The following is a 20321-nucleotide window of genomic DNA, read 5'->3' as shown; positions in this document are numbered from 1 at the left end:
AATCCCGTTACTCTGTCCAGGTGAACGAAGAGGTATGGCTGATCGAGCCCTCCGGCCCGCTCCGCGGTGACGTCGAGGTCCGCGGGTCCAAGAACGGCGTCTCCAAGCACATGGTGGCCGCCATGCTGGGGGCCGGCGAGAGCATGATCCAGAACGCCCCCGACGTGGGCGAGGTCGGCATCACCGCGCAGATGCTGCGGGCGCTCGGCATCGAGGTGGAGATCACCCCGCGCGAGATCGTCATCGCCCCCGGGGCCGAGATCAACCCGCACGTGCCCGCGGCGTTCACCGGTCTCAACCGGATCCCCATCCTGATGCTCGGCCCGCTGCTGCACCTGGCCGGCGAGGCGTTCGTGCCGCTGGTCGGCGGCGACCCCATCGGGCGGCGGCCGGTCGACTTCCACGTCGAGGCGCTGCGCGCGATGGGCGCCGAGATCGAGGTGAGCGACACCGGCATCCACGCCAAGGCCAAGCGGCTGCGCGGGACCCGGATCGAGCTGCCGTACCCGAGCGTCGGCGCCACCGAGACGATCCTGATGTCGGCCGTGCTGGCCGAGGGCAAGACCGTGCTCAAGGGCGCGGCCACCGAGCCGGAGGTCGTCGAGCTCGCCCTGTTCCTGCAGCGCATGGGCGCGCTCATCGAGCTCAGCCCGGACCGGCGCATCGTGATCGAGGGCGTGGAGAAGCTGCACGGCGCCTCCACCTGGCTCAACGGCGACCGGATCGAGGCGTTCTCCTACCTCGCGGCCGGCCTGATCACCGGCGGCCAGGTCCGGGTGCACGGCTGCCCGCAGGACCGCCTGGTCACCGCGATCACCACGCTGGCCAGGATGGGCGCCCAGCTGGACATCACCGACGACTACCTGTCGGCCTCGGCCCCCGACGGGCTGCGCGCGGCCGCGGTGCAGACCGACACCCACCCCGGTTTCATGACCGACTGGCAGACCCCGCTGATGGTGCTGTTCACGCAGGCCAGGGGCATGTCGGTGCTGCACGAGACGGTTTTCGAGAACCGGCTGGTGTACGTGCCGGCGCTGCAGAAGATGGGCTGCGAGATCGAGGTCTTCGACGTGTGCCTGGGCGGCCCGGCGTGCCGCTACCACGACACCAACGCCAAGCACTCGGCGGTCGTGCGGGGCGTGTCCAAGCTGCGCGGCGCCGACGTGACGCTGCCCGACATCCGGGCCGGCTTCTCCGCCGTCCTCGCCGCCGCGGCCGCGGAGGGCACCTCCACGCTGCGCGGCGTCCACCACATCGAGCGCGGCTACCACCGGCCGTTCGAGCAGTTCGCCTCGCTGGGACTGCAGATCAGTCGAGAGAAGGTGCAGAGCGGGTAAGGATTCGCGATCGGGGGGTTTGGGGGTGATCGTCCGATCGCACCTTACTCTCTGTGACATCGCGACGTGACCGGAGAGACGACGACGCCAGGCGCGGCCCCGTCGTGTGCCTGTGCGTCCTGGCGGTCTGCGGGCTGCTCGCGGGGCTGCTGACGACGGCGGCGGCGCTGCCCCTGGTCGGCGCCGCGGACCTCGCGGCGGAGCAGGCGGCGGGCGTCTTCGCCGACCTGCCGTCCGGGCCGCGCGAGGACCCGCTCCCGGAGCGCACCGTGCTCCTGGACTCACGCGGCCGCCCGTTCGCCCAGTTCTACACGGAGAACCGGACGGTCGTGGGCCTGGACGCCGTGGCGCCCGTGATGCGCAAGGCGATCGTGGCCGTCGAGGACGCCCGGTTCTTCGAGCACGGCGGCCTGGACGTCAAGGGCACCCTGCGCGCGCTGATCACCAACACCCAGGCGGGCGGGGTGCGGCAGGGCGGCTCCTCCCTCACCCAGCAGCTGGTGAAGAACATCCTGGTCGCGAACGCCGAGACGGACGCCGAACGGGCCCGCGCCCAGGCGCCGAACCTGCGGCGGAAGATCACCGAACTGCGGTACGCGCTGGCGCTGGAGAAGAAGTACACCAAGCCGGAGATCCTGGAGCGCTACCTCAACATCGCCTACTTCGGCGCGGGGGCGTTCGGGGTGGAGGCCGCCGCGCGGCGGTTCTTCTCGGTCCCGGCCTCCCGGCTGACCCTGCCGCAGGCGGCGGCGCTGGCCGGGGCGGTGCGCACGCCGTACGGGACGGACCCGTCGCTGGGCGAGCGGCAGCGGCGGCGGCTCAAGCAGCGCAGGGACCTGGTGCTCGACCGGATGGCCGAGGTCGGGGCCGTCACCCCGGCCGCGGCCCGCGCGGCCCGCGCGGCCCCGCTGGGCATCCGCCTGCGGCCGGAGCCGGGCGGCTGCGCCGCGAGCGCCTACCCCTACTTCTGCGTCTACGTCCACCGGGAACTGCTGACCAACCCGGCCTTCGGGCACACCCGCGCCGAGCGCGAGCGCCGCCTGGCCCGGGGCGGCCTGGTGCTCCGCACCACCCTGGACCCGGTCGCCCAGCGGGCGGCGGAGCGGGCCATCCGCGCGCGGGTCTCCCCGCGCGACACCGAGGTGGCGGCCGAGGCCATGGTCGAGCCGGGCACCGGGCGGATCCGGGCGCTGGCGGCGAGCAAGGAGTACGGCCGCAATCCCGGCGACCGCAGGAACGGCCCCCGCACCACCTTCAACCTGCCCGCCGACGCGGCCCACGGCGGCGGGATGGGCCTGCAGGCCGGCTCCACGTTCAAGGTGTTCACCCTGGCCGCCGCGCTGCGCCAGGGCTGGCGGTTCGGCCGGGGCTTCGTGACCCCGGGCCGGTTCGTGCCCCGCCAGGGGTTCGCCGACTGCCGGGGCCGGCCGGTCAACGACCCCCGCGCCAGGGTCTTCAACGCCGACGGCGGCGGGCGGGGCGGCGCGTTCAGCCTCTCCACCGGCACGTGGAAGTCGGTGAACGTCTTCTTCATGATGCTGGAGCGGCGGGTCGGCCTCTGCCCGGTGGTGCGGACCGCCCGGGCGCTGGGCGTCGTCCGGGCGGACGGCACCCCGCTCCGGGAGGTCCCGACGTTCACCCTCGGGATCAACGAGATGGACCCGCTGACGGTCGCCGCGGCGTACGCCGCGTTCGCCGCGCGGGGCCGGTACTGCCGCCCGGCGGCGATCACCTCGATCACCGACCGGGACGGCGGGCACGTGCCCGTCCCGCCCGCCTGCCACCAGGCGATCGACCGCGGGGTGGCCGACGCGGTGAACCGCGTGCTGAGCGGGGTGTTCAGCCGGGGCACCATGCGGGGCCAGGGCATCGGCCGGCCGGCGGCGGGCAAGACCGGGACGAACAACGGCTACACCTCGGCCTGGTTCGCGGGCTACACGCCCCAGCTGGCCGCGGCGGTCAGCGTGGGCGACATCCGCGGTTCCTACCGCCACCCGCTGCGGAACGTGGAGATCGGCGGCCGGTACTACGGCAGCGTCCAGGGCGCCTCCCTGCCCGGCCCGATCTGGACGGCCTCCATGTCCGCCGCCCTGCGCGGCCGGCCGGCCCTCCCCTTCCGCGCCCCGGACCTGAAGCGCTTCGGCGGCGGGAGCATCCCCGGCTACGTCCCGCCGTCGGCCGACGGCCCCCGGGAGCGGGGCGCGGGGCGCGGGCGGGGCCGCGCCGGGACCTGGCAGCCGCCGGGCCGCGCCTGGAAGCGCGACCGCGGCTGGCACCGCCCCGACCGGGTGCGCAAGCGCGACCGCGGCTGGCAGCGGCCCGGCCGCAGGTGGCAGTTCCCGGAGCGGCCGTGGAAGCGCGGCCGGGGATGGCGCGATCCCGACCGCTGACCCCCGTCGCGCCCGCTCCTGAAGTGCAGAAGCCCGTTTTCTGGGCAAAGGCCGGTCAATCTTTGGCAAACCTGTGCACTTCAGGAGTGGTCACCATGGCGGGTCTCGCGGAGCCGATCGCGGTCGGCGTCGAAGAGGAATTCCACGTCGTCGATGCCGGGACCCGGCGCCTGGTCCCCCGGGCGGGCCTGCTGCTGGAGCAGTTACCCGAGGACCGCTTCACCCACGAGCTGCAACGCTCGGTGGTGGAGGCCAACAGCAGGCCCTTCGTCCGGCTGGAGGACCTCGGCCACGACCTGACCGCGCTGCGCCGCAAGGTCATCCGCGCCGCCGACGGGGTGGGCCTGGGGATCGCGGCGGCCGGGACCGTGCCGCTGGTGGACCTGGAGGCGCTGAAGATCTCCCCGGACCCGCGTTACGAGCAGATGCTCGCCGACTACCAGCTGCTCACCCGCGAGCAGCTGATCTGCGGGACCCAGGTGCACGCCGAGGTCGCCGACCGGGACCTGGCGGTCGCCGTGGCCCACCGGCTGGCCCCCTGGCTGCCGCCGCTGCTGGCCCTGAGCACCAGCTCCCCGTACTGGCTGGGGTCCGACACCGGCTACGCCGGCTACCGCCCGCTGGTCTGGCAGCGCTGGCCCACCGCCGGGCCGGTGGCCGCCTTCTCCTCCGCCGCGGAGTACGACCGGGTGATCGAGGAGCTCGTGCGGTCGGGGGTGATCACCGATCCCGGCATGGTCTACTTCGACGTCCGGCCCTCGGCGCACGTGCCCACGGTCGAGCTCCGGCTCTGCGACGCCTGTCCCCTGGTGAGCGACATCGTGCTGATCGCGGGCCTGTTCCGGGCGCTGGTGGCCCGGGAACTGGAGGCGGCCGCCGACGGGACGGGCGGCCGGGTCCGGCTGGAGATGGTGCGCGCCGCGACGTGGCGGGCGGCGCGCTCGGGTCTGGAGGGCGAGCTCGTCGACCCGGTCGGCGGCCTGCCCCGGCCGGCCGCCGAGGTGGTCCGGAGCATGGTCGCCGGGCTGCGGCCGCAGCTGGAGCAGACCGGCGACTGGGAGCTCGTCACCTCCCTGGCCGAGGAGGCGCTGGCCCGGGGCAGCTCCGCGGCCCGCCAGCGCGCGGCGTTCGCCCGGAACGGCCGGCTGTCCGACGTGGTCGACCTCGTGCTCGCCGAGACCCGCTCGCAGGAGTGGGAGACCGCCTTCGGCGGGCCGTCGCCCCGGATGCGCACCAGCCTGCTCGACGGCTACGAGGCCCCCGGCGACGAGGTCGTCATCGAGGGCACGGTGCGCGAGCCGTACCAGCCGGTCCTGCGGGTCCTGGACCGGCTGGGCCCCGGCGGCCTGCGCGAGCGGGAGCAGCGGCGCGACCGCCACCAGCGGGAGCACGGCATGACCTTCCAGGTGGAGGGGGAGGGCTCGCGCCGGATCTTCCCCTTCGACCTGGTCCCGCGGCTGGTCCCGCCCGGCGAGTGGGCCGAGCTGCAGCGGGCCCTGCCGCAGCGGGTGCGCGCGCTGGAGGCCTTCCTGCACGACGTGTACAGCGAGCGCCGCGTCATCGCCGACGGCGTGCTCCCCGCCTGGGTGGTCGACGAGTCCCCCGGCCACCGGCGGGCCGGGCGACGGGTGCCGCGCGACGCCGTGCGCTGCTCCGTGGCCGGGCTGGACCTGGTCCGCGACGACGTCGGCCGGTGGATGGTGCTGGAGGACAACCTGCGGGTGCCCTCCGGCCTCGGCTACGCCGTCGCCAACCGGCGGCTGATGGACGAGGTCCTGCCCGAGCTCGTCCCCGGCGGGGAGTTCGCCGACCCGGCCGGCGCGCTGCGCCTGCTGCGGGAGACGCTGGCGGCGGCGGGCGGGGGCGGTTCGCCGTCCCTCGCCGTGGTCTCCGCCGGCCCGGGCGACTCCGCCTTCTACGAGCACCGGATGCTCGCCGAGGAGCTGGGGGCGGTCCTGGTCGGCCCGGGCGACCTGGAGGTCCGCCGCGGCCGCGTCGAGGCGGCCGGACGCCCGGTCGACGTGCTCTACCGCCGCATCGACTCCGACGAGCTGCTGGCCGGCCCCGCCGGGGAGGCGATCCTGGACGCGGTGGAGCGCTCGGCGCTGGTCCTGGCCAACGCGCCGGGCAACGGGGTCGCCGACGACAAGTCCCTGTACCGGTACGTGCCCCGGCTCATCGAGTACTACCTGGGCGAGCAGCCGCTCATCGGCAACGTCACCACCTACCTGTGCCGGGACCCCGAGGACCGGCAGGAGGTGCTGGACCGGCTGGCCGAGCTGGTCGTCAAGCCGGTCGACGGGTTCGGCGGGCAGGGCGTGGTGATCGGCCCCGACGCCTCCCCGGAGGAGCTGCGCGGGGTCCGCGAGCGGATCCTCGCCGACCCCGACCGGTGGGTCGCCCAGGAGACGGTCCGGCTCTCGACCCACCCGGTCTTCGACGGGGAGCGGCTGAGCCCGCGCGTGGTCGACCTGCGGGCCTTCGTCTGCCTCGGCGAGACGGCGCAGGTGCCCCCGGCGGCGCTGACCCGCGTCGCCCCGGCCGACAGCATGATCGTCAATTCCTCGCAGGGCGGGGGTACCAAGGACACGTGGCTTCCGAGGGGGAACGATGTGCGGACTGAGCGGTGAGATCCGCTTCGACGGGCGGACCGCCGACATCGGCGCCGTGGACCGGATGACCGGCACGATGCACGACCGCGGCCCCGACGGCTCCGGCCTGTGGTCGCTGGGACCCGTCGCGCTCGGCCACCGGCGCCTGAAGATCATCGACCTGTCCGACAAGGCCGCCCAGCCCATGGTCGACGGCGACCTCGGCCTGGCCGCGGTCTTCAACGGCTGCCTGTACAACTACCGGGAACTGCGCGCCGAGCTCATCGCCGCCGGCTACCGCTTCTTCTCCACCTCCGACACCGAGGTCCTGGTCAAGGCCTTCCACCACTGGGGCGCGGCCTGCGTCGAGCGCTTCGCGGGCATGTTCGCCTTCGCCGTCGCCGAACGCGACACCGGACGGCTCACCCTGGCCCGCGACCGGCTCGGCATCAAACCCCTGTACCTGGCGCACGACGGCGCCCGGCTGCGCTTCGCCTCCACCCTGCCCGCGCTGCTGGCCGCCGGCGGCCTCGACACCGAGATCGACCGCGTCGCCCTGCACCACTACCTGACCTTCCACTCGGTGGTGCCGGCCGAGCGCACGATCCTGGCCGGCGTGCGCAAGCTGCCCGCCGCCACCGTGCGCACCGTCGAACCCGACGGCACCATGACCGACCGCCGCTACTGGGACCCGCCGCACACCCGCGCGGCCCTGCCCGGAACCGCGCGGTGGCCGGCCGGCGAGTGGCGCGAGGCCGTGCTGGAACGGCTGCGCACGGCCGTGCGCCGGCGCATGGTCGCCGACGTGCCGGTCGGCGTGCTGCTCTCCGGTGGCCTGGACTCCAGCCTGATCGTCGCCCTGCTGGCCGAGCAGGGCCAGAACGGCCTGTCGACCTTCAGCATCGGCTTCCACTCCGCGGGCGGCGAGCCCGGCGACGAGTTCGCCTACTCCGACCTGGTGGCGCGCGAGTTCGGCACCGACCACCACCGCATCCTCATCGACGACGCCCGGCTGCTGCCCGGCCTGGAGCGGGCCGTGGCGGCGATGAGCGAGCCGATGGTCAGCCACGACTGCGTGGCCTTCCACCTGCTGTCGCAGGAGGTCGCCCGGCACGTCACCGTGGTGCAGTCCGGGCAGGGCGCCGACGAGGTCTTCGCCGGCTACAGCTGGTACCCGCCGCTGGCCGGCCTGCCGCGCGAGCGGGCGGCCGAGGTGTACGCCCGGGAGTTCTTCGACCGCCCGCACGACGCGCTGGCCCGGATCCTGACCCCCGCCTACCGGACGGACACCGACGTCAGCACCGCGTTCGTCCGCGACCACCTCGCGCGGCCGGGCGCCGAGACCGCGCTCGACGCCGTGCTGCGCCTGGACACCTCCGTCATGCTCGTCGACGACCCGGTCAAGCGGGTGGACAACATGACGATGGCCTACGGGCTGGAGGCCCGCACGCCGTTCCTCGACCACGAGCTGGTCGAGCTGGCCGCGGCCTGCCCGCCCGAGCTCAAGCTCGCCTCGGGCGGCAAGGGCGTGCTCAAGGACGCCGCCCGCACGCTGCTGCCCGCCGCGGTCATCGACCGGCCCAAGGGCTACTTCCCGGTCCCGGCCGTCCGGCACGTGCAGGGGCCGCTGCTGGAGCTGGTCCGCGACGCGCTGACCGGGCAGGCGGCGCGCTCGCGCGGCCTGTTCGAGCGGGCCTACGTCGACCGGCTGCTGGCCGCGCCCGACGAGCACCGCACCACGCTGGGCGCCAGCGCGTTGTGGCAGGTCGGGCTCCTGGAGATGTGGTTGCAGACCCAAGGAGTCCGATGACGGAGATCCTCGGCGTCCGGGCACGGCCGCCCGCGGACACGAGCCTGACCGTCCCGCACTGCCGGACGCCCGCCCTGGCCCCGGACGGGAGCGCCGTCGCCTTCGTCAGTGACGAAGGCGGCTCGCCGCGTGTCTGGATCCGGCCCCTCCGGCCGGAGACTGCGTCGCCGTCGCCGCCGCCGGGGGCCCCGGCGGACCGGCCCGGCCCGGACGCGCGACCGGTCGACACCGGGCCCGAGCCCGTCGCCGACGTGAGCTGGTCCCCGACCGGCGGGCGGCTGGCCGTTCTCGTCGTCCCGGGCGGCGGGGAGCACACGCAGGTCTGGACGGTCCGGCCCGACGGCGGCGACCTGCGCCCGCTGGCCGCGCCCGAGGGCGGCTCCGCGTCGTTCGTGCGCTGGACCGGGCGGGGCGAGATCCTCCTCGTCACCGAGATCTCCGCGGCGGGCCGGGCCGACGCGGTGCTGGTGGACGCCGCCACCGGTGAGCGGGAGGTCGTCGCGTCGGGACCGCTGACGCACCCGGCCGCGATCAGTCGCGACCACGCGCGGCTGCTGCTGCGGCGCGGCCCGCGCGGCGTCCGCCGGATGCACGTGGTCGACCTGCCCGCGGGCCCCGCGGGCCCTCCCCCGTCCTCCGGCTCAGGCCTGCCCTCCGGCTCCGCGGGCCCGCGCCCGGCCGCCGGGGAGCGGCCGCTGCTGGCGGGCCTGCCCGGCTCCACCGACCACGGCGTGCTCTCCCCCGACGGGCGGACCGCCTACCTGCTCACCGACGCCGGCCGCGACCGGGCCGCGCTGGTCGCGATGCCGGCGACCGGGGAGGGCGGGCCGGTCGTGCTGGCCGAGCGCCCCGACGCCGAGCCGGACCGGTTCGCGCTGAGCGCCGACGGCCGCCGCGCCGTCCTGCTGTGGAACGCCGGCGGCCGGTCGGAGCTGGAGGTGGTCGAACCGGACACCGGTGCGGTCCTGCCGCTCCCCCCTCCCCCGGCGGAGGTGGTCACCTCGATCCGGGTGTCCCTGGACGGCGGGTCCGCCGTACTGGCGGCCGAGGGGCCCGGCCACCCCTCCCACGTGCTCCTGTGCGACCTGGCCACCGGCGCCTACCGGCAGGTCGCGGGCTCCGGCCCGCTCGCCGGGGCGGCCGGGGCCGAGCCGGTGCGCCTGACCGCCCGCGACGGCCTGGAGCTGACCGGCTGGCTCTACCGCGTCCCCGGCGCCGCCGGTCCCTCGCCCTTCGTCGTCTACCTGCACGGCGGCCCCGAGAGCCAGGAACGGCCCACCTTCAAGCCGCTGTTCCAGAACCTGGTAGCCGCCGGGATCGGGGTGTTCGCCCCGAACGTCCGCGGCTCGGCCGGTTTCGGGCGGGCCTTCCGCGACGCCGACAACCACGCGCTCCGCTTCCGCGCGATCGACGACGTGGCCGACTGCGCCGCCGAACTGGTACGGCTCGGCGCCGCCGACCCGTCCCGCATCGCCTGCATGGGGCGCTCCTACGGCGGCTATCTGACGCTGGCCGCCCTGGTCACCCATCCCGGAGTCTTCCGGGCCGGGGTCGACGTCTGCGGGATGGCCGACTTCGCGACCTTCTACGCGCGCACCGAGCCGTGGATCGCCGCGGCGGCCGTCAGCGAGTACGGCCACCCGGTCGCCGACCGCGACCTGCTGCGCGCCCTGTCGCCCCTGCACTCCTTCGACCGGCTGGCCGCGCCGCTGCTGGTGGTGCACGGCACCCGGGACACCAACGTCCCGCTGCAGGAGGCCGAGCAGGTCGTCGAGGCGGCCCGGGCCCGGAGGGTCCCCTGCGACCTGCTGCTGTTCGAGGACGAGGGGCACGAGATCCGGCGGCCCGCCAACCGGGTCGCCTTCGTCAGGACCGTCGTCGACTGGCTCACCCGCCGCCTGGGCGTCCCCGCCCCGGCGTGACGGCGCCCGGGGCCTCAGAGCAGCTCGGCGAGGACCTCGTCGACCGGCGCGGCCGTGACCCCGAGGAGCTTCTCGGTCTCGGTGAAGTCCGAGACGAACGGCAGGCCCGGCGTCTCCAGCACCTCGGTGAACTCCGCCCAGAGCGGGTCGGTCAGCGCGAGCAGCGCCAGGTCCCGCTCGGTCAGCTCCTCGATCCGGGGGGCGGGCGCGCCCGCCAGCCGGGCCAGCCGGGCGGACAGCTCGCGGAGCGACGGTGTGACGACCGGCACGTGCCAGGCCCGCCCCCAGGCCCGCTCGTCGCGGCTCGCGGCGACCAGGGTGCGAGCGGTGTCCCCGATGGAGGAGTAGCTGTGCGGCAGGTCCGGCTCCTGCGCCACGAGGGCGAGCGCACCCGCCAGCACCCGCGGCTGCACCATGAGGCTGAAAGGCGAGACCGCACCGGCGCCGTAGAACTGCGCGGCCCGCACCTCCGTCACCCGGGCCCCCGAAGCCGCGGCCTCCTCCCAGATCCGCGCCCGCAGGCGCCCCTTGGGGCCGGTCGCCCGCAGCGGGAGCCCCGGGTGGACGGGGCCCTCCACCAGGCCGTAGCCGTACAGGTTGCCCAGCATGACGTAGGGCACGCCGGTGCGCACCGCGGCGGCCAGCAGCCCGGCCGCCAGCGCCGGGAACTCCTGCGTCCAGCGGTGGTACGGCGGAGCGGCGCAGTTGAACAGGGTGGCCGCCCCCTCCAGCAGGCCGGTGAGCCGGTCGGCGTCGGCGGCGTCGGCGGCCGCCTTCTCGACCAGCGGATGGTCGGGACCGCCGCCGCTCCGGCTGACGATCCGGACGCGCTCGCCCTCGGCGGCGAGCAGGAGGGCGGTGCGGGCGGCGGTGGCGCCGGCTCCGGTGATCACGTGAAAGGTCATGGTCACAGCGTGCCGCCGGGGCTAGGATCCGGGCAGTGGCCCGAATGCCAATGATCCGGAGGATCCGGCCAATGCATCGTGTCGTGCTCGTCGTCGTCCCGCCCGTCATGAGCTTCGACGTCTCCATCCCGTACATGGTCTTCGACGGCGTCGAGTCCGGCGGCTCCCCCGGCTACGCGGTCCGGGCGTGCGCGGCCGAACCGGGCAGGACGGCCACGGTCGGCGGCCCCGACCTGTTCGTCCCCGACGGCCTGGAGGCGGTGCGCGAGGCCGACACCGTGATGGCGGTCGGCAGCGGGGGCGAACCGGCGCGCCCCCGGGTGCTGGAGGCGCTCCGGGAGGCGGCCGCCGCCGGGACGCGGATCGCCTCGCTGTGCACCGGCGCCTTCGTGCTGGCGCAGGCGGGCCTGCTCGACGGCCGCCGCGCCACCACCCACTGGGGTCTGGCCGCCGAGCTGGCCGCCCGCCACCCGGCGGTCGACGTCCGGCCCGACGTGCTCTACGTCGACGACGGCCGGGTGCTGACCTCGGCCGGCGCGGCCGCCGCCATCGACCTGTGCCTGCACCTCGTCCGGCTCGACTACGGCGCGGCCGCCGCCAACGCCGCGGCCAGGGCCGCGGTCGTCTCTCCGGTACGGCCCGGCGGCCAGGCCCAGTTCATCGAGACGCCGCTGCCCCCGGAGCGCGGGGTCTCGCTGGCCCCGACGAGGGCGTGGGCGCTGGCCCGGCTGGACCGCCCGCTGGCCCTGAAGGACCTGGCCGCGCACGCCGGCACCAGCGTGCGGACCCTGACCCGCCGCTTCCACGCCGAGACCGGGCTCAGCCCGCTGCAGTGGCTGCTGCACCAGCGGATCGACCGGGCCCGCGAACTGCTGGAGACCACCCGCCTGCCGATGGACCGGGTCGCCTGGGAGAGCGGGCTGGGCAGCGCCGACTCCCTGCGCAAGCACCTGGTCGACCGGGTGGGGCTCACCCCGACCGCCTACCGCGCGGGCTTCCGCCGTACGGGCCCCTGACCGGGGGGCTCACGCCCCCAGGCAGGCCGGGCCCAGCAGCTGCTTGAGGTCGCCCATCAGGGCCGGGGACGGCGAGACGCGCAGGCGGTCGTCCAGGCGCATCACGGTGGTCCGCGGGCCGTTGTGGATCTGCAGGCGGACCTCGGTGGTGCCGGGGTGGGTGGTCAGGACCTCCTTGAGGCGGCCGACCACCGGGGGCGTGCAGCGGTTCAGCGGCATGCTCACCAGCAGCGGCCCGCCCGCCTCGGTGGTCAGGTCGGGCGCGGTCACCTCCATCGCGATGATCTTCCCGACGTCCTCGCGCTTGTCCAGGCGGCCCTTGACGAAGACGATGGCGTCCTCGGCCAGGATCGTCGAGCAGAGCTGGTAGGCCGACGGGAAGATCATCACCTCGATGGCGCCCTCCAGGTCCTCCAGCATGGTCAGGACCCAGGTGTCGCCCTTCTTGGTGACCTTGCGCTGGACGCCGGAGAGGATGCCGCCGACCGTCACGATCTGGCCGTCGGGGCGGCCGTCGTCCTGGAGCGCGGCGACCGAGCAGTCGGCTCCGGCGGAGAGGATGTGCTCGACGCCGAAGAGCGGGTGGTCGGAGACGTACAGGCCGAGCATCTCCCGCTCGAACGCCAGCAGGGTGGTCTTGTCCCACTCCCCCGGCGGGATCTGCACGTCGAAGGTCTGGTCCTCGGCCCCGTCGACCGCGCCGAACAGCGAGTCCTGGCCGATCGCCTCGTTCTTCTTGATGTCGATGATCGCGTCCACGGCCTGCTCGTGGACCATCACCAGGCCCTTGCGGACGTGGCCGAAGGAGTCGAACGCACCGGCCTTGATCAGCGACTCGATCACCCGCTTGTTGCAGACGGTCGCCGGGACCTTGCGCAGGAAGTCCTTGAAGTCGGTGAAGCGCCCCTTCTCCTTTCGCGCGGAGATGATCCCGTCCACGACGTTGCCGCCGACGTTGCGGATCGCCGACAGGCCGAAGCGGACGTCGGTGCCGCGCGCGGTGAAGTCGAAGTCGGACTCGTTGACGTCCGGCGGGAGCACCTTGATGCCCATCCGGCGGCACTCGTTGAGGTAGAGCGCCGACTTGTCCTTGTCGTCCTTGACCGAGGTCAGCAGCGCGGCCATGTACTCGGCCGGGTAGTTGGCCTTGAGGTAGCCGGTCCAGTACGCGACCAGGCCGTATCCCGCGGTGTGGGCCTTGTTGAAGGCGTAGTCGGAGAACGGCAGCAGGATGTCCCACAGGGCCTTGATGGCCGCGGCGGAGAAGCCGTTGTCCTTCATGCCCTTCTCGAAGAACTCGAACTGCTTGTCCAGTTCGGACTTCTTCTTCTTGCCCATCGCGCGGCGGAGCAGGTCGGCGCCGCCGAGGGAGTAGTTGGCGACCTTCTGCGCGATCGCCATGACCTGCTCCTGATAGACGATCAGGCCGTGGGTCGTGTCGAGGATCTCCCTGAGCGGCTCCTCCAGCTCCGGGTGGATCGGGGTGATCTCCTGCTGGCCGTTCTTGCGCAGCGCGTAGTTGGTGTGGGAGTTGGCGCCCATCGGGCCGGGGCGGTAGAGCGCGAGGGCCGCGGAGATGTCCTCGAAGTTGTCGGGGCGCATCAGGCGCAGCAGCGAGCGCATGCCGCCGCCGTCCAGCTGGAACACGCCCAGCGTGTCGCCCCTGGCCAGCAGCTCGTACGTCTTGACGTCGTCCAGGGGCAGGTCCAGCAGCTCGATCATGGTGCCGGTGTTGGCCTCGATGGCCTTCAGGCAGTCGTCGATGATCGTCAGGTTGCGCAGGCCCAGGAAGTCCATCTTCAGCAGGCCGAGCGTCTCGCAGGTCGGGTAGTCGAACTGCGTGATGATCGCGCCGTCGGAGTCGCGGCGCATGATCGGGATGTAGTCGGTCAGCACCTCCGACGACATGATGACGCCGGCGGCGTGCACGCCGGTCTGCCGGATCAGGCCCTCCAGGCCCTTGCCGAGGTCGATGGCCGCCTTGACGTCGACGTCCTCGTCGTACAGCTTGCGCAGCTCACCGGCCTCGTTGTAACGCGGGTGGTCCTTGTCGAAGATGCCCGAGAGCGGGATGTCCTTGCCCATCACCGCCGGCGGGAACGCCTTGGAGACCTTGTCGCCCAGCGCGTACGGATATCCCAGGACGCGGGCCGCGTCCTTGATGGCCGCCTTCGCCTTGATGGTGCCGAAGGTGGCGATCATGGCGACCTTGTCGGCGCCCCACTTCTCCGTCACGTAGCGGATCACGTCGCCGCGCCGGCGCTCGTCGAAGTCGATGTCGACGTCGGGCATGGAGACGCGCTCGGGGTTGAGGAAGCGCTCGAAGATCAGGCCGTGCGGGATCGGGTCGAGGTCGGTGATGCCCAGGGCGTAGGCGACCAGGGAGCCCGCCGCCGAGCCTCGGCCCGGCCCCACCCGGATGCCGTTGCGCTTGGCCCACATGATGAAGTCGGCGACCACGAGGAAGTAGGACGGGAACCCCATCTGGACGATGACGGCGAGTTCCTTCTCGACCCAGGCCCGGTGCTCCTCGTCCACGCCGCCGGGGAAGCGGCGCTTCATGCCCTCCCAGACCTCCTGGCGGAAGAACTCCTCCTCCGTCATGCCGTCCGGGATCGGGAAGGTCGGCATCAGGTTCTTGAACCCGAACATGCCCTCGGGCTCGACCTTCTCGGCCACCAGCAGCGTGTTGCGGCAGCCCTCGGCCCACAGGTCGGAGGAGTCGACGGCGCGCATCTCGTCGGCGGTCTTGATGTAGTAGCCGCTGCCGTCGAAGCGGAACCGGTCGGGGTCGGACAGCTGCTTGCCGGTCTGGATGCACAGGAGCGCGTCGTGGGAGGCCGCGTCCGACTCGTAGGTGTAGTGCGAGTCGTTGGTGACCAGCGGCGGGATGCCCAGTTCCTTGGAGATGCGGGTGAGCCCGTCGCGGACCCGGCGCTCGATCTCGAGGCCGTGGTCCATGATCTCCAGGAAGTAGTTCTCCCTGCCGAAGAGCTCCTGGTACTTCGCGGCGGCCGCCACGGCCTCGTCGTACTGGCCCAGGCGCAGGCGGGTCTGCACCTCGCCCGACGGGCAGCCGGTCGTGGCCATCAGGCCCTCGGCGTGCTCGGCGAGGATCTCCGCGTCCATCCGGGCCCACTTGCGGACGAAGCCCTCGGTGTAGGCGCGGGAGCTGAGCTTCATGAGGTTCTTCAGGCCGCGCTCGTTGCGCGCCCAGATCGTCATGTGGGTGTAGTAGCCACCCGCCGACACGTCGTCCTTCTTCTGGTGCGGCTCGCCCCACAGCACCGGCTTCTTCTGGTGCCGGGACGCGGGGGCGACGTAGGCCTCGATGCCGATGATCGGCTTGATCCCGGCCCCGGTGGCCTGCTTGTAGAAGTCGTACGCGCCGTGCATGTTGCCGTGGTCGGTGATCGCGATGGCGGGCATGCCCAGGTCGCCCACCTGCTTGAACATCTGCTTCAGACGGGCGGCTCCATCGAGCATGGAGTACTCCGTGTGAACATGCAGGTGCACGAACGAGTCTGACATGCGGCCCCGCCTCTCCCCTTGTCCCGCGCCGGCGAAGGGAAGCTTACGCGCGTTCGCCCGGCCTCGGGGTGCTCCCCGCGCGCCCCTCGCCGGAACCCGGCGCCCGCTCCCGGAGACCGTCCGCGACCCGCTCTCCGGCGGGCGGGACCGTCCCGCCGCGGGACTCCCCGGCGCGGCGCTCCTCGGCCAGGTGCAGCCCCGCCTCGATGACGGCGTTCATGATGGGCGCCAGGCGCGCCTCGCCCAGGGACGGGGCCCGCCGGGCCATCTCCGCGACCAGGCGGCGCTCACGCTCCATGTCGCGCCCGGCGAAGCCGCCGACCGGCTTGAGCCGCTGGACCGTCCCGGCGAGCTCGGCGCGGCGCTCCAGCAGCACCGCCAGGGCCGCGTCGACGCGGTCGATCGCGCCGCGGGCGGCCGGCACGGAGCCCGGCTCCTCCCGGCGGGTCAGCGCGCCGACGACCCGCACCGCCTCCTGGGCGGCGGCGGTGGTCCGCCGCGACGGGTCGGGGGAGAGCAGCAGCCCGTCGGCCCCGGCCGCGACCGCGGCGGCGGCCAGCGCCGGGTCGTCGCCCAGTCCCGCCAGGACCGGGCGGCCGGACCGCTCCCGGGCCCCCCGCATCAGGGCCAGGTCGGGCGGGGCCGCCGGCGAGCCCGCCCGCCCGCGCCCGCCGCCCTCGCAGAGCACGACCCGGTCGCCGGCGTCGGCGGCGCAGTAGTCGGCGACGGCCAGCCACTCCTCCAGGGACGTGGCCGGGCCGCGCTGGACGACCACCGGCAGGCCGAGCCGGGAGACCGCCCTGACCAGCCGCAGGTCACGCGTCCAGGCCGCCCCGACCACCACTCCGTCGGCCCCGGCGGCGATCCCCGGCAGGTCGTCGGCGGAGGACGGCTCCACCAGGACCGGCCCGGCCCAGCAGGCGCGGACCTCGGCCAGGGCGTCGGCGGTGCCGCCGGCAGGCCTCCCCCGGCGCTCGCGCAGGTCGATCCAGCGCGCGTCCGCGCCGGGCCCGCCGATCACCACGGCCGGGCCGGCGCCCAGCGTGAGGGTCCCCAGGCGCACGGCTCCGCGCTCCGCCCGCTCGGTCGGCTGTACGGTCAACGACATCTCGGCTCCCAGATGCTCAAGCCGGCGCGCGTCCCGCGAACCGGCGAGGTGCAAGAAACAAAAAAGGCAGAGACGGGTCGTCTCTGCCTGCGCCGGCTCAGGAGGGTCGCTGGGTCACACGTCGGGCGACCGGCTCTCCGGAGCCGGCCTGATAAACGCGGAACAGCGGTTCATACCGCCGAGTCTAGGCCACCTGCGCCCGATTCGCCACGGGACGGGACGACGGTCTCAGATGGTGGACAAGCCGCGGGGCGGCCGGGCACTCCCGGCAGGTAGGGCACTACAGCCGCGCGGAGGGTCGGGGCGGATCCCTGTTTATGGGAGGATCTTCTCCACTGTGAGGGAGGTCAACGCGGGTGATGCAGTCGGAGGGGAATCAGGAAGGGCGACGCGTCGCCGGCCGCTACCATCTCCTGGAGCCCATCGGGCGGGGCGGGATGGGCACGGTCTGGAAGGCTCACGACGAGCTCCTCGACCGGACCGTCGCCATCAAGGAGGTCCGCTACTCCGCCGCCCTCGGTGAGGACGTCCAGACGCTCAACCAGCGCCTGCTGCGGGAGGCCCGCGCGGCGGCCCGGCTGACCCATCCGAACGTCGTGGTGGTCTACGACGTGATCGAGGAGAACGAGCAGCCCTGGATCGTCATGCAGCTCGTCCAGTCGCGTTCGCTGGGCCAGGTGCTCCGCGAGGACGGGCCGCTGCCTCCCCGGCGGGTCGCCGAGATCGGGCTGGCCCTGCTGGGGGCGCTGCAGAGCGCGCACGACGCCGGGGTGCTGCACCGCGACGTCAAGCCGGAGAACGTCCTGCTCGCCCAGAACGGCAGGGTCGTGCTCACCGACTTCGGCATCGCCAAGCTGGACTCGGAGAGCACGCTGACCATGACCGGCGTGGCGGGCACCCCCGCGTTCATCGCGCCGGAGCGGCTGCGCGGCCTGCCGGCCCGCCGGGAGTCCGACCTGTGGTCGCTCGGCGCGACGCTGTACGCGGCGGTGGAGGGCAGGTCCCCGCACGACCGCAAGATGCCGCTGGCCACCATGCACTCGGTCATGACCGACCCGCCCGACCCGGCGCGCAACGCCGGTCCGCTGCTGCCGGTGCTGGAGGGGCTGCTCCGCAAGGAGCCCGTCCAGCGGCTCACCTACGCCGAGGCCTCCGCCATGCTGCGGAAGGTCACCGAGGGCCGTTCCCCCACGCAGCCCTCGTGGATGATCCGCCCGGCCTCCTCCCCGTCCTCCCCGGCCGGCGCCGCGCCCGCCGGAGACGGCCCGCCCGCGGCCGCCGAGCGCCGCAAGCCCTACGGGGCCCCGGCGCCCCGCAAGCCCGCGACGCCGCCCCCGCCCGCCCGGCCCGCCGGAGGCCCGGCCGTGCCGCCCGCCCGCGAGAAGCCCGTGACCCCGCCCGAGCGGGAGAGGCCCGTCGTCCCGCCCGCGGGCGGCGGACCCGTCCCGCCGTCCGGCGGTGACCGGCCGGACGCCCCCTCCCCGCGGGGGGAGGCGTCCCGGAACGACGGCAGGAGCGCCTCCGCCGAGCACGGCGCGCCGGCCGCGCACCGGGAGGCGGCCGCCGCGCCGGAGAGCGGCGCGGCCGTGATCCCGCAGACCGGGCAGGTCTCGCCGCCGCCGTCCGCCGGCGGGGCCGCGTCCTCCGGCGGAGAGGCCGTGCCGCCCGCCGGTGACGCCTCCCCGTCCGTGAGCGGGACCTCCGCGGCCTCCTCAGGCGGCGCGCCCCCGTCCGGCGGTGCCGCCGGGGATGACCCGGCGGCCTCCGGCATCCCGTCCGCCGCCTCCTCGTCCTCCGCCCCGTCCCCGTCCCCGTCCCCGGACATCAGGAAGTACGTCAGGAGCCTGGTCCCCGAAGAGCCCGCCGAGCCGCCGGCCGTACCCTCTCCCGCGCCCGCGCCGAGGACCCAGCCCGCACCGGTACGGCGGGGCGGGCCCGCGCCCGGCCCCGCCGACCAGGAGCGGACCCGGCTGGGAACCACCGTGTTCGCCGGGGGCGGTCTCACCGCCCCGCCCGGGGTCCGGCGCGCCCTGCCCATCGTGGTGGGCGCCCTGGTCCTCGTGGGCGGCGTGGGCGTCTGGATCGGCATGAACAGCGGTGACGGCGGCGAGGCCGGCACGGCCGGGCAGAGCCGGCCGAGCGCGTCCGCGCCCGCCGGGAGCCCCACGGAGCCCGGCGGGTCCGGCGAGTCCGGCGAGTCCGGGGAACCCGGCGGCGGGGATTCCTCGCCGGACCCGTCCTCTCCCACGCCCTCCCCGTCGGAGAGCGAGAAGAAGGCCGAGGACAAGAAAGACAAGTCGAAGCTCCCCTCCGGCTGGCGCATGCACAAGGACCCCTTCGGGTTCTCGATCGGCCTGCCCAAGGGGTGGAAGGTCAAGAAGCGTTCCGGCACCTCTGTATGGTTCCGCGGACCCGGCGAGCAGTTCAGCTACCTCCTGGTCGAGTACACGAACGATCCTGGTCCCGATTCCAAGAAGGACTGGGAGAACCTGGAACCCGGCACCCGTGCCAGGCTCGCCGGCTACAAGCGCGTCCGGATCGAGAAGGTCGACTACATGGAGGACGCCGCCGACTGGGAATTCACCTGGCAGGCCAGTTCGAAGGCGCGCGTGCTCAACCGGGGGTTCATCACCAAGGGCGGCCGGGGATATGCGATCTACTGGCATACCTACGCCTCGAAGTGGAAGAAGAACCTGAAGCTGTTCGAGGGCTTCGCCGCGACCTTCTCGTCGAAGAAGTAAGGTCCCCAGACCGCCGGAATTCCCGTGAAGCCGACTCGGCCTGTCTCCTCGCACCGGCTCCGAGGCCCCCGCAGGCCGGCGTACTGAGCGGATTCGTTCACAGACGTACGGCGCCGCGGACCGGCAACGCCCGGCCGCCGGATGGGGAAAGGCACGGCTCGCAGGCGGCAGAGGGGTCCGAAGCCACCCGAACCGAAGAGGAGCCGTGCCCGTCACGCCGTCGTCGCTGAACCCTCTTCATCCTGAGCCGTGGTCCGCTCCGGCGCCTGCGGGCGCGGCCCGCACGATCGCCGCGACACCGCCGGGACGGCCACGGCGATCGCCTGAGGCTTTCCCTGTCCCCGGATCCCGGCGGCGCGCTCACCGAGGGCGCGGACACCGGAGAGGCCACCGCTCAAGAGGAACAGCGGTCAGTAGATCTGCTGCCACCCACTGCACGAGACGTTGTTCTCGCAGATCCGGGCCCGAGTCATCCTCTCGATGTTGGCCTTACCGCAGTCACCGCCTTTTCCGTCCGGATCCCACAGTTTCCGGGTGTACGGAATCGCATAGGTCTGGTATTCCAGATAAACTCCGTTTCCCGCCTCCCCGTCGCAGACCTCGACATATGTCAAGGTGCTGGAGGTGAGAAGATCCGCATAGTCACTGCCGTGGTACAGGGTTATCGACCCGGCAGCCCCGGCGGACGGCGAAAAGAGGATGAGAGAGCAGATCGCGGCGAATACCGTGAACAGCAGAGCGCTAATACGATTCCTCATGATCCGAGCGTACCGATGACTCAATCGGTGATCAACGTCTGGTAACTTATGGAGCATTTTCGGTCCGACGGATCCGGTCGACGCGGAAGAACCGGCCGGATCGGGGTGAGACGAGGCTCCGGTGAGACGACGCCCGGCGGGAGCCTCGCCGCGATTCCGCCGCCGGCCGCACGCCTGTCCGCACTCACCGGACCCGTTCCAGCGGGCTCCCG

At 73.7% G+C, this 20321-nt stretch carries 10 protein-coding genes and 2 pseudogenes; 7 read left to right on the top strand and 5 right to left on the bottom strand.

Features of this window, described 5'->3' with window-relative positions:
* The first annotated feature begins 20 nt into the window (after positions 1-20).
* From murA to HS048_RS15180, 5 genes are all read left to right on the top strand, one after another.
* Entirely contained in the window at positions 21-1337 is a 1317-nt protein-coding gene (gene murA, locus HS048_RS15200) for a UDP-N-acetylglucosamine 1-carboxyvinyltransferase (RefSeq protein WP_068894132.1), read from the top strand.
* Between the two features lie 53 nt (positions 1338-1390).
* Positions 1391-3727: a transglycosylase domain-containing protein gene (locus tag HS048_RS15195; protein WP_196467276.1), complete on the top strand. Its 2337-nt coding sequence runs from the start codon at positions 1391-1393 to the stop codon at positions 3725-3727.
* 95 nt (positions 3728-3822) lie between these two features.
* Complete coding sequence (locus tag HS048_RS15190) at positions 3823-6357, top strand: carboxylate--amine ligase/circularly permuted type 2 ATP-grasp protein (RefSeq protein ID WP_196467275.1); 2535 nt, start codon at positions 3823-3825, stop codon at positions 6355-6357.
* The gene (locus tag HS048_RS15185) at positions 6338-8128 is read left to right on the top strand and encodes an N-acetylglutaminylglutamine amidotransferase (protein ID WP_196467274.1); all 1791 of its coding nucleotides are present in this window, start codon (positions 6338-6340) and stop codon (positions 8126-8128) included. The genes HS048_RS15190 and HS048_RS15185 overlap by 20 nt, the downstream gene beginning before the upstream one ends.
* Positions 8125-10050: a prolyl oligopeptidase family serine peptidase gene (locus tag HS048_RS15180; protein ID WP_196467273.1), complete on the top strand. Its 1926-nt coding sequence runs from the start codon at positions 8125-8127 to the stop codon at positions 10048-10050. The genes HS048_RS15185 and HS048_RS15180 overlap by 4 nt, the downstream gene beginning before the upstream one ends.
* A gap of 14 nt (positions 10051-10064) precedes the next feature.
* On the opposite strand, the gene HS048_RS15175 is transcribed toward HS048_RS15180, so the two are convergent.
* Positions 10065-10955 (bottom strand): NAD-dependent epimerase, encoded by an 891-nt coding sequence (locus tag HS048_RS15175; protein WP_196467272.1) that lies wholly within the window; start codon positions 10953-10955, stop codon positions 10065-10067.
* Positions 10956-11026: 71 nt separating this feature from the next.
* On the opposite strand from HS048_RS15175, the gene HS048_RS15170 reads away from it, so the two are divergent.
* A complete protein-coding gene (locus HS048_RS15170) occupies positions 11027-11971 on the top strand; it encodes a GlxA family transcriptional regulator (protein WP_196467271.1) in 945 nt (314 codons plus the stop codon).
* A 9-nt stretch (positions 11972-11980) separates the two neighbouring features.
* Here HS048_RS15170 and dnaE read toward each other — a convergent pair whose 3' ends face one another.
* The 3 genes and pseudogenes from dnaE to HS048_RS37175 all read right to left on the bottom strand — a co-directional run.
* Entirely contained in the window at positions 11981-15502 is a 3522-nt protein-coding gene (gene dnaE, locus HS048_RS15165) for a DNA polymerase III subunit alpha (RefSeq protein ID WP_196467270.1), read from the bottom strand.
* A 169-nt stretch (positions 15503-15671) separates the two neighbouring features.
* Positions 15672-15953 (bottom strand): annotated as a pseudogene (locus tag HS048_RS37180) (chorismate mutase); the annotation flags it as partial.
* A 165-nt stretch (positions 15954-16118) separates the two neighbouring features.
* A pseudogene (locus HS048_RS37175) lies at positions 16119-16610 on the bottom strand (hypothetical protein); the annotation flags it as partial.
* Between the two features lie 359 nt (positions 16611-16969).
* Here HS048_RS37175 and HS048_RS15155 point away from each other — a divergent pair.
* Positions 16970-19351 carry a serine/threonine-protein kinase gene (locus HS048_RS15155; protein ID WP_196467268.1) on the top strand — a complete coding sequence of 794 codons (2382 nt, stop codon included), beginning with the start codon at positions 16970-16972 and terminating at the stop codon, positions 19349-19351.
* 410 nt (positions 19352-19761) lie between these two features.
* On the opposite strand, the gene HS048_RS15150 is transcribed toward HS048_RS15155, so the two are convergent.
* Entirely contained in the window at positions 19762-20109 is a 348-nt protein-coding gene (locus HS048_RS15150) for a hypothetical protein (protein WP_196467267.1), read from the bottom strand.
* Positions 20110-20321: the final 212 nt, after the last annotated feature.

Source organism: Planomonospora sp. ID91781, assembly GCF_015711595.1.
In the GTDB taxonomy this organism is placed as follows: Bacteria; Actinomycetota; Actinomycetes; order Streptosporangiales; family Streptosporangiaceae; genus Planomonospora; species Planomonospora parontospora.
Note: the sequence above shows the minus strand (reverse complement) of the source record. Positions and strands in the feature narration are given on the sequence as shown.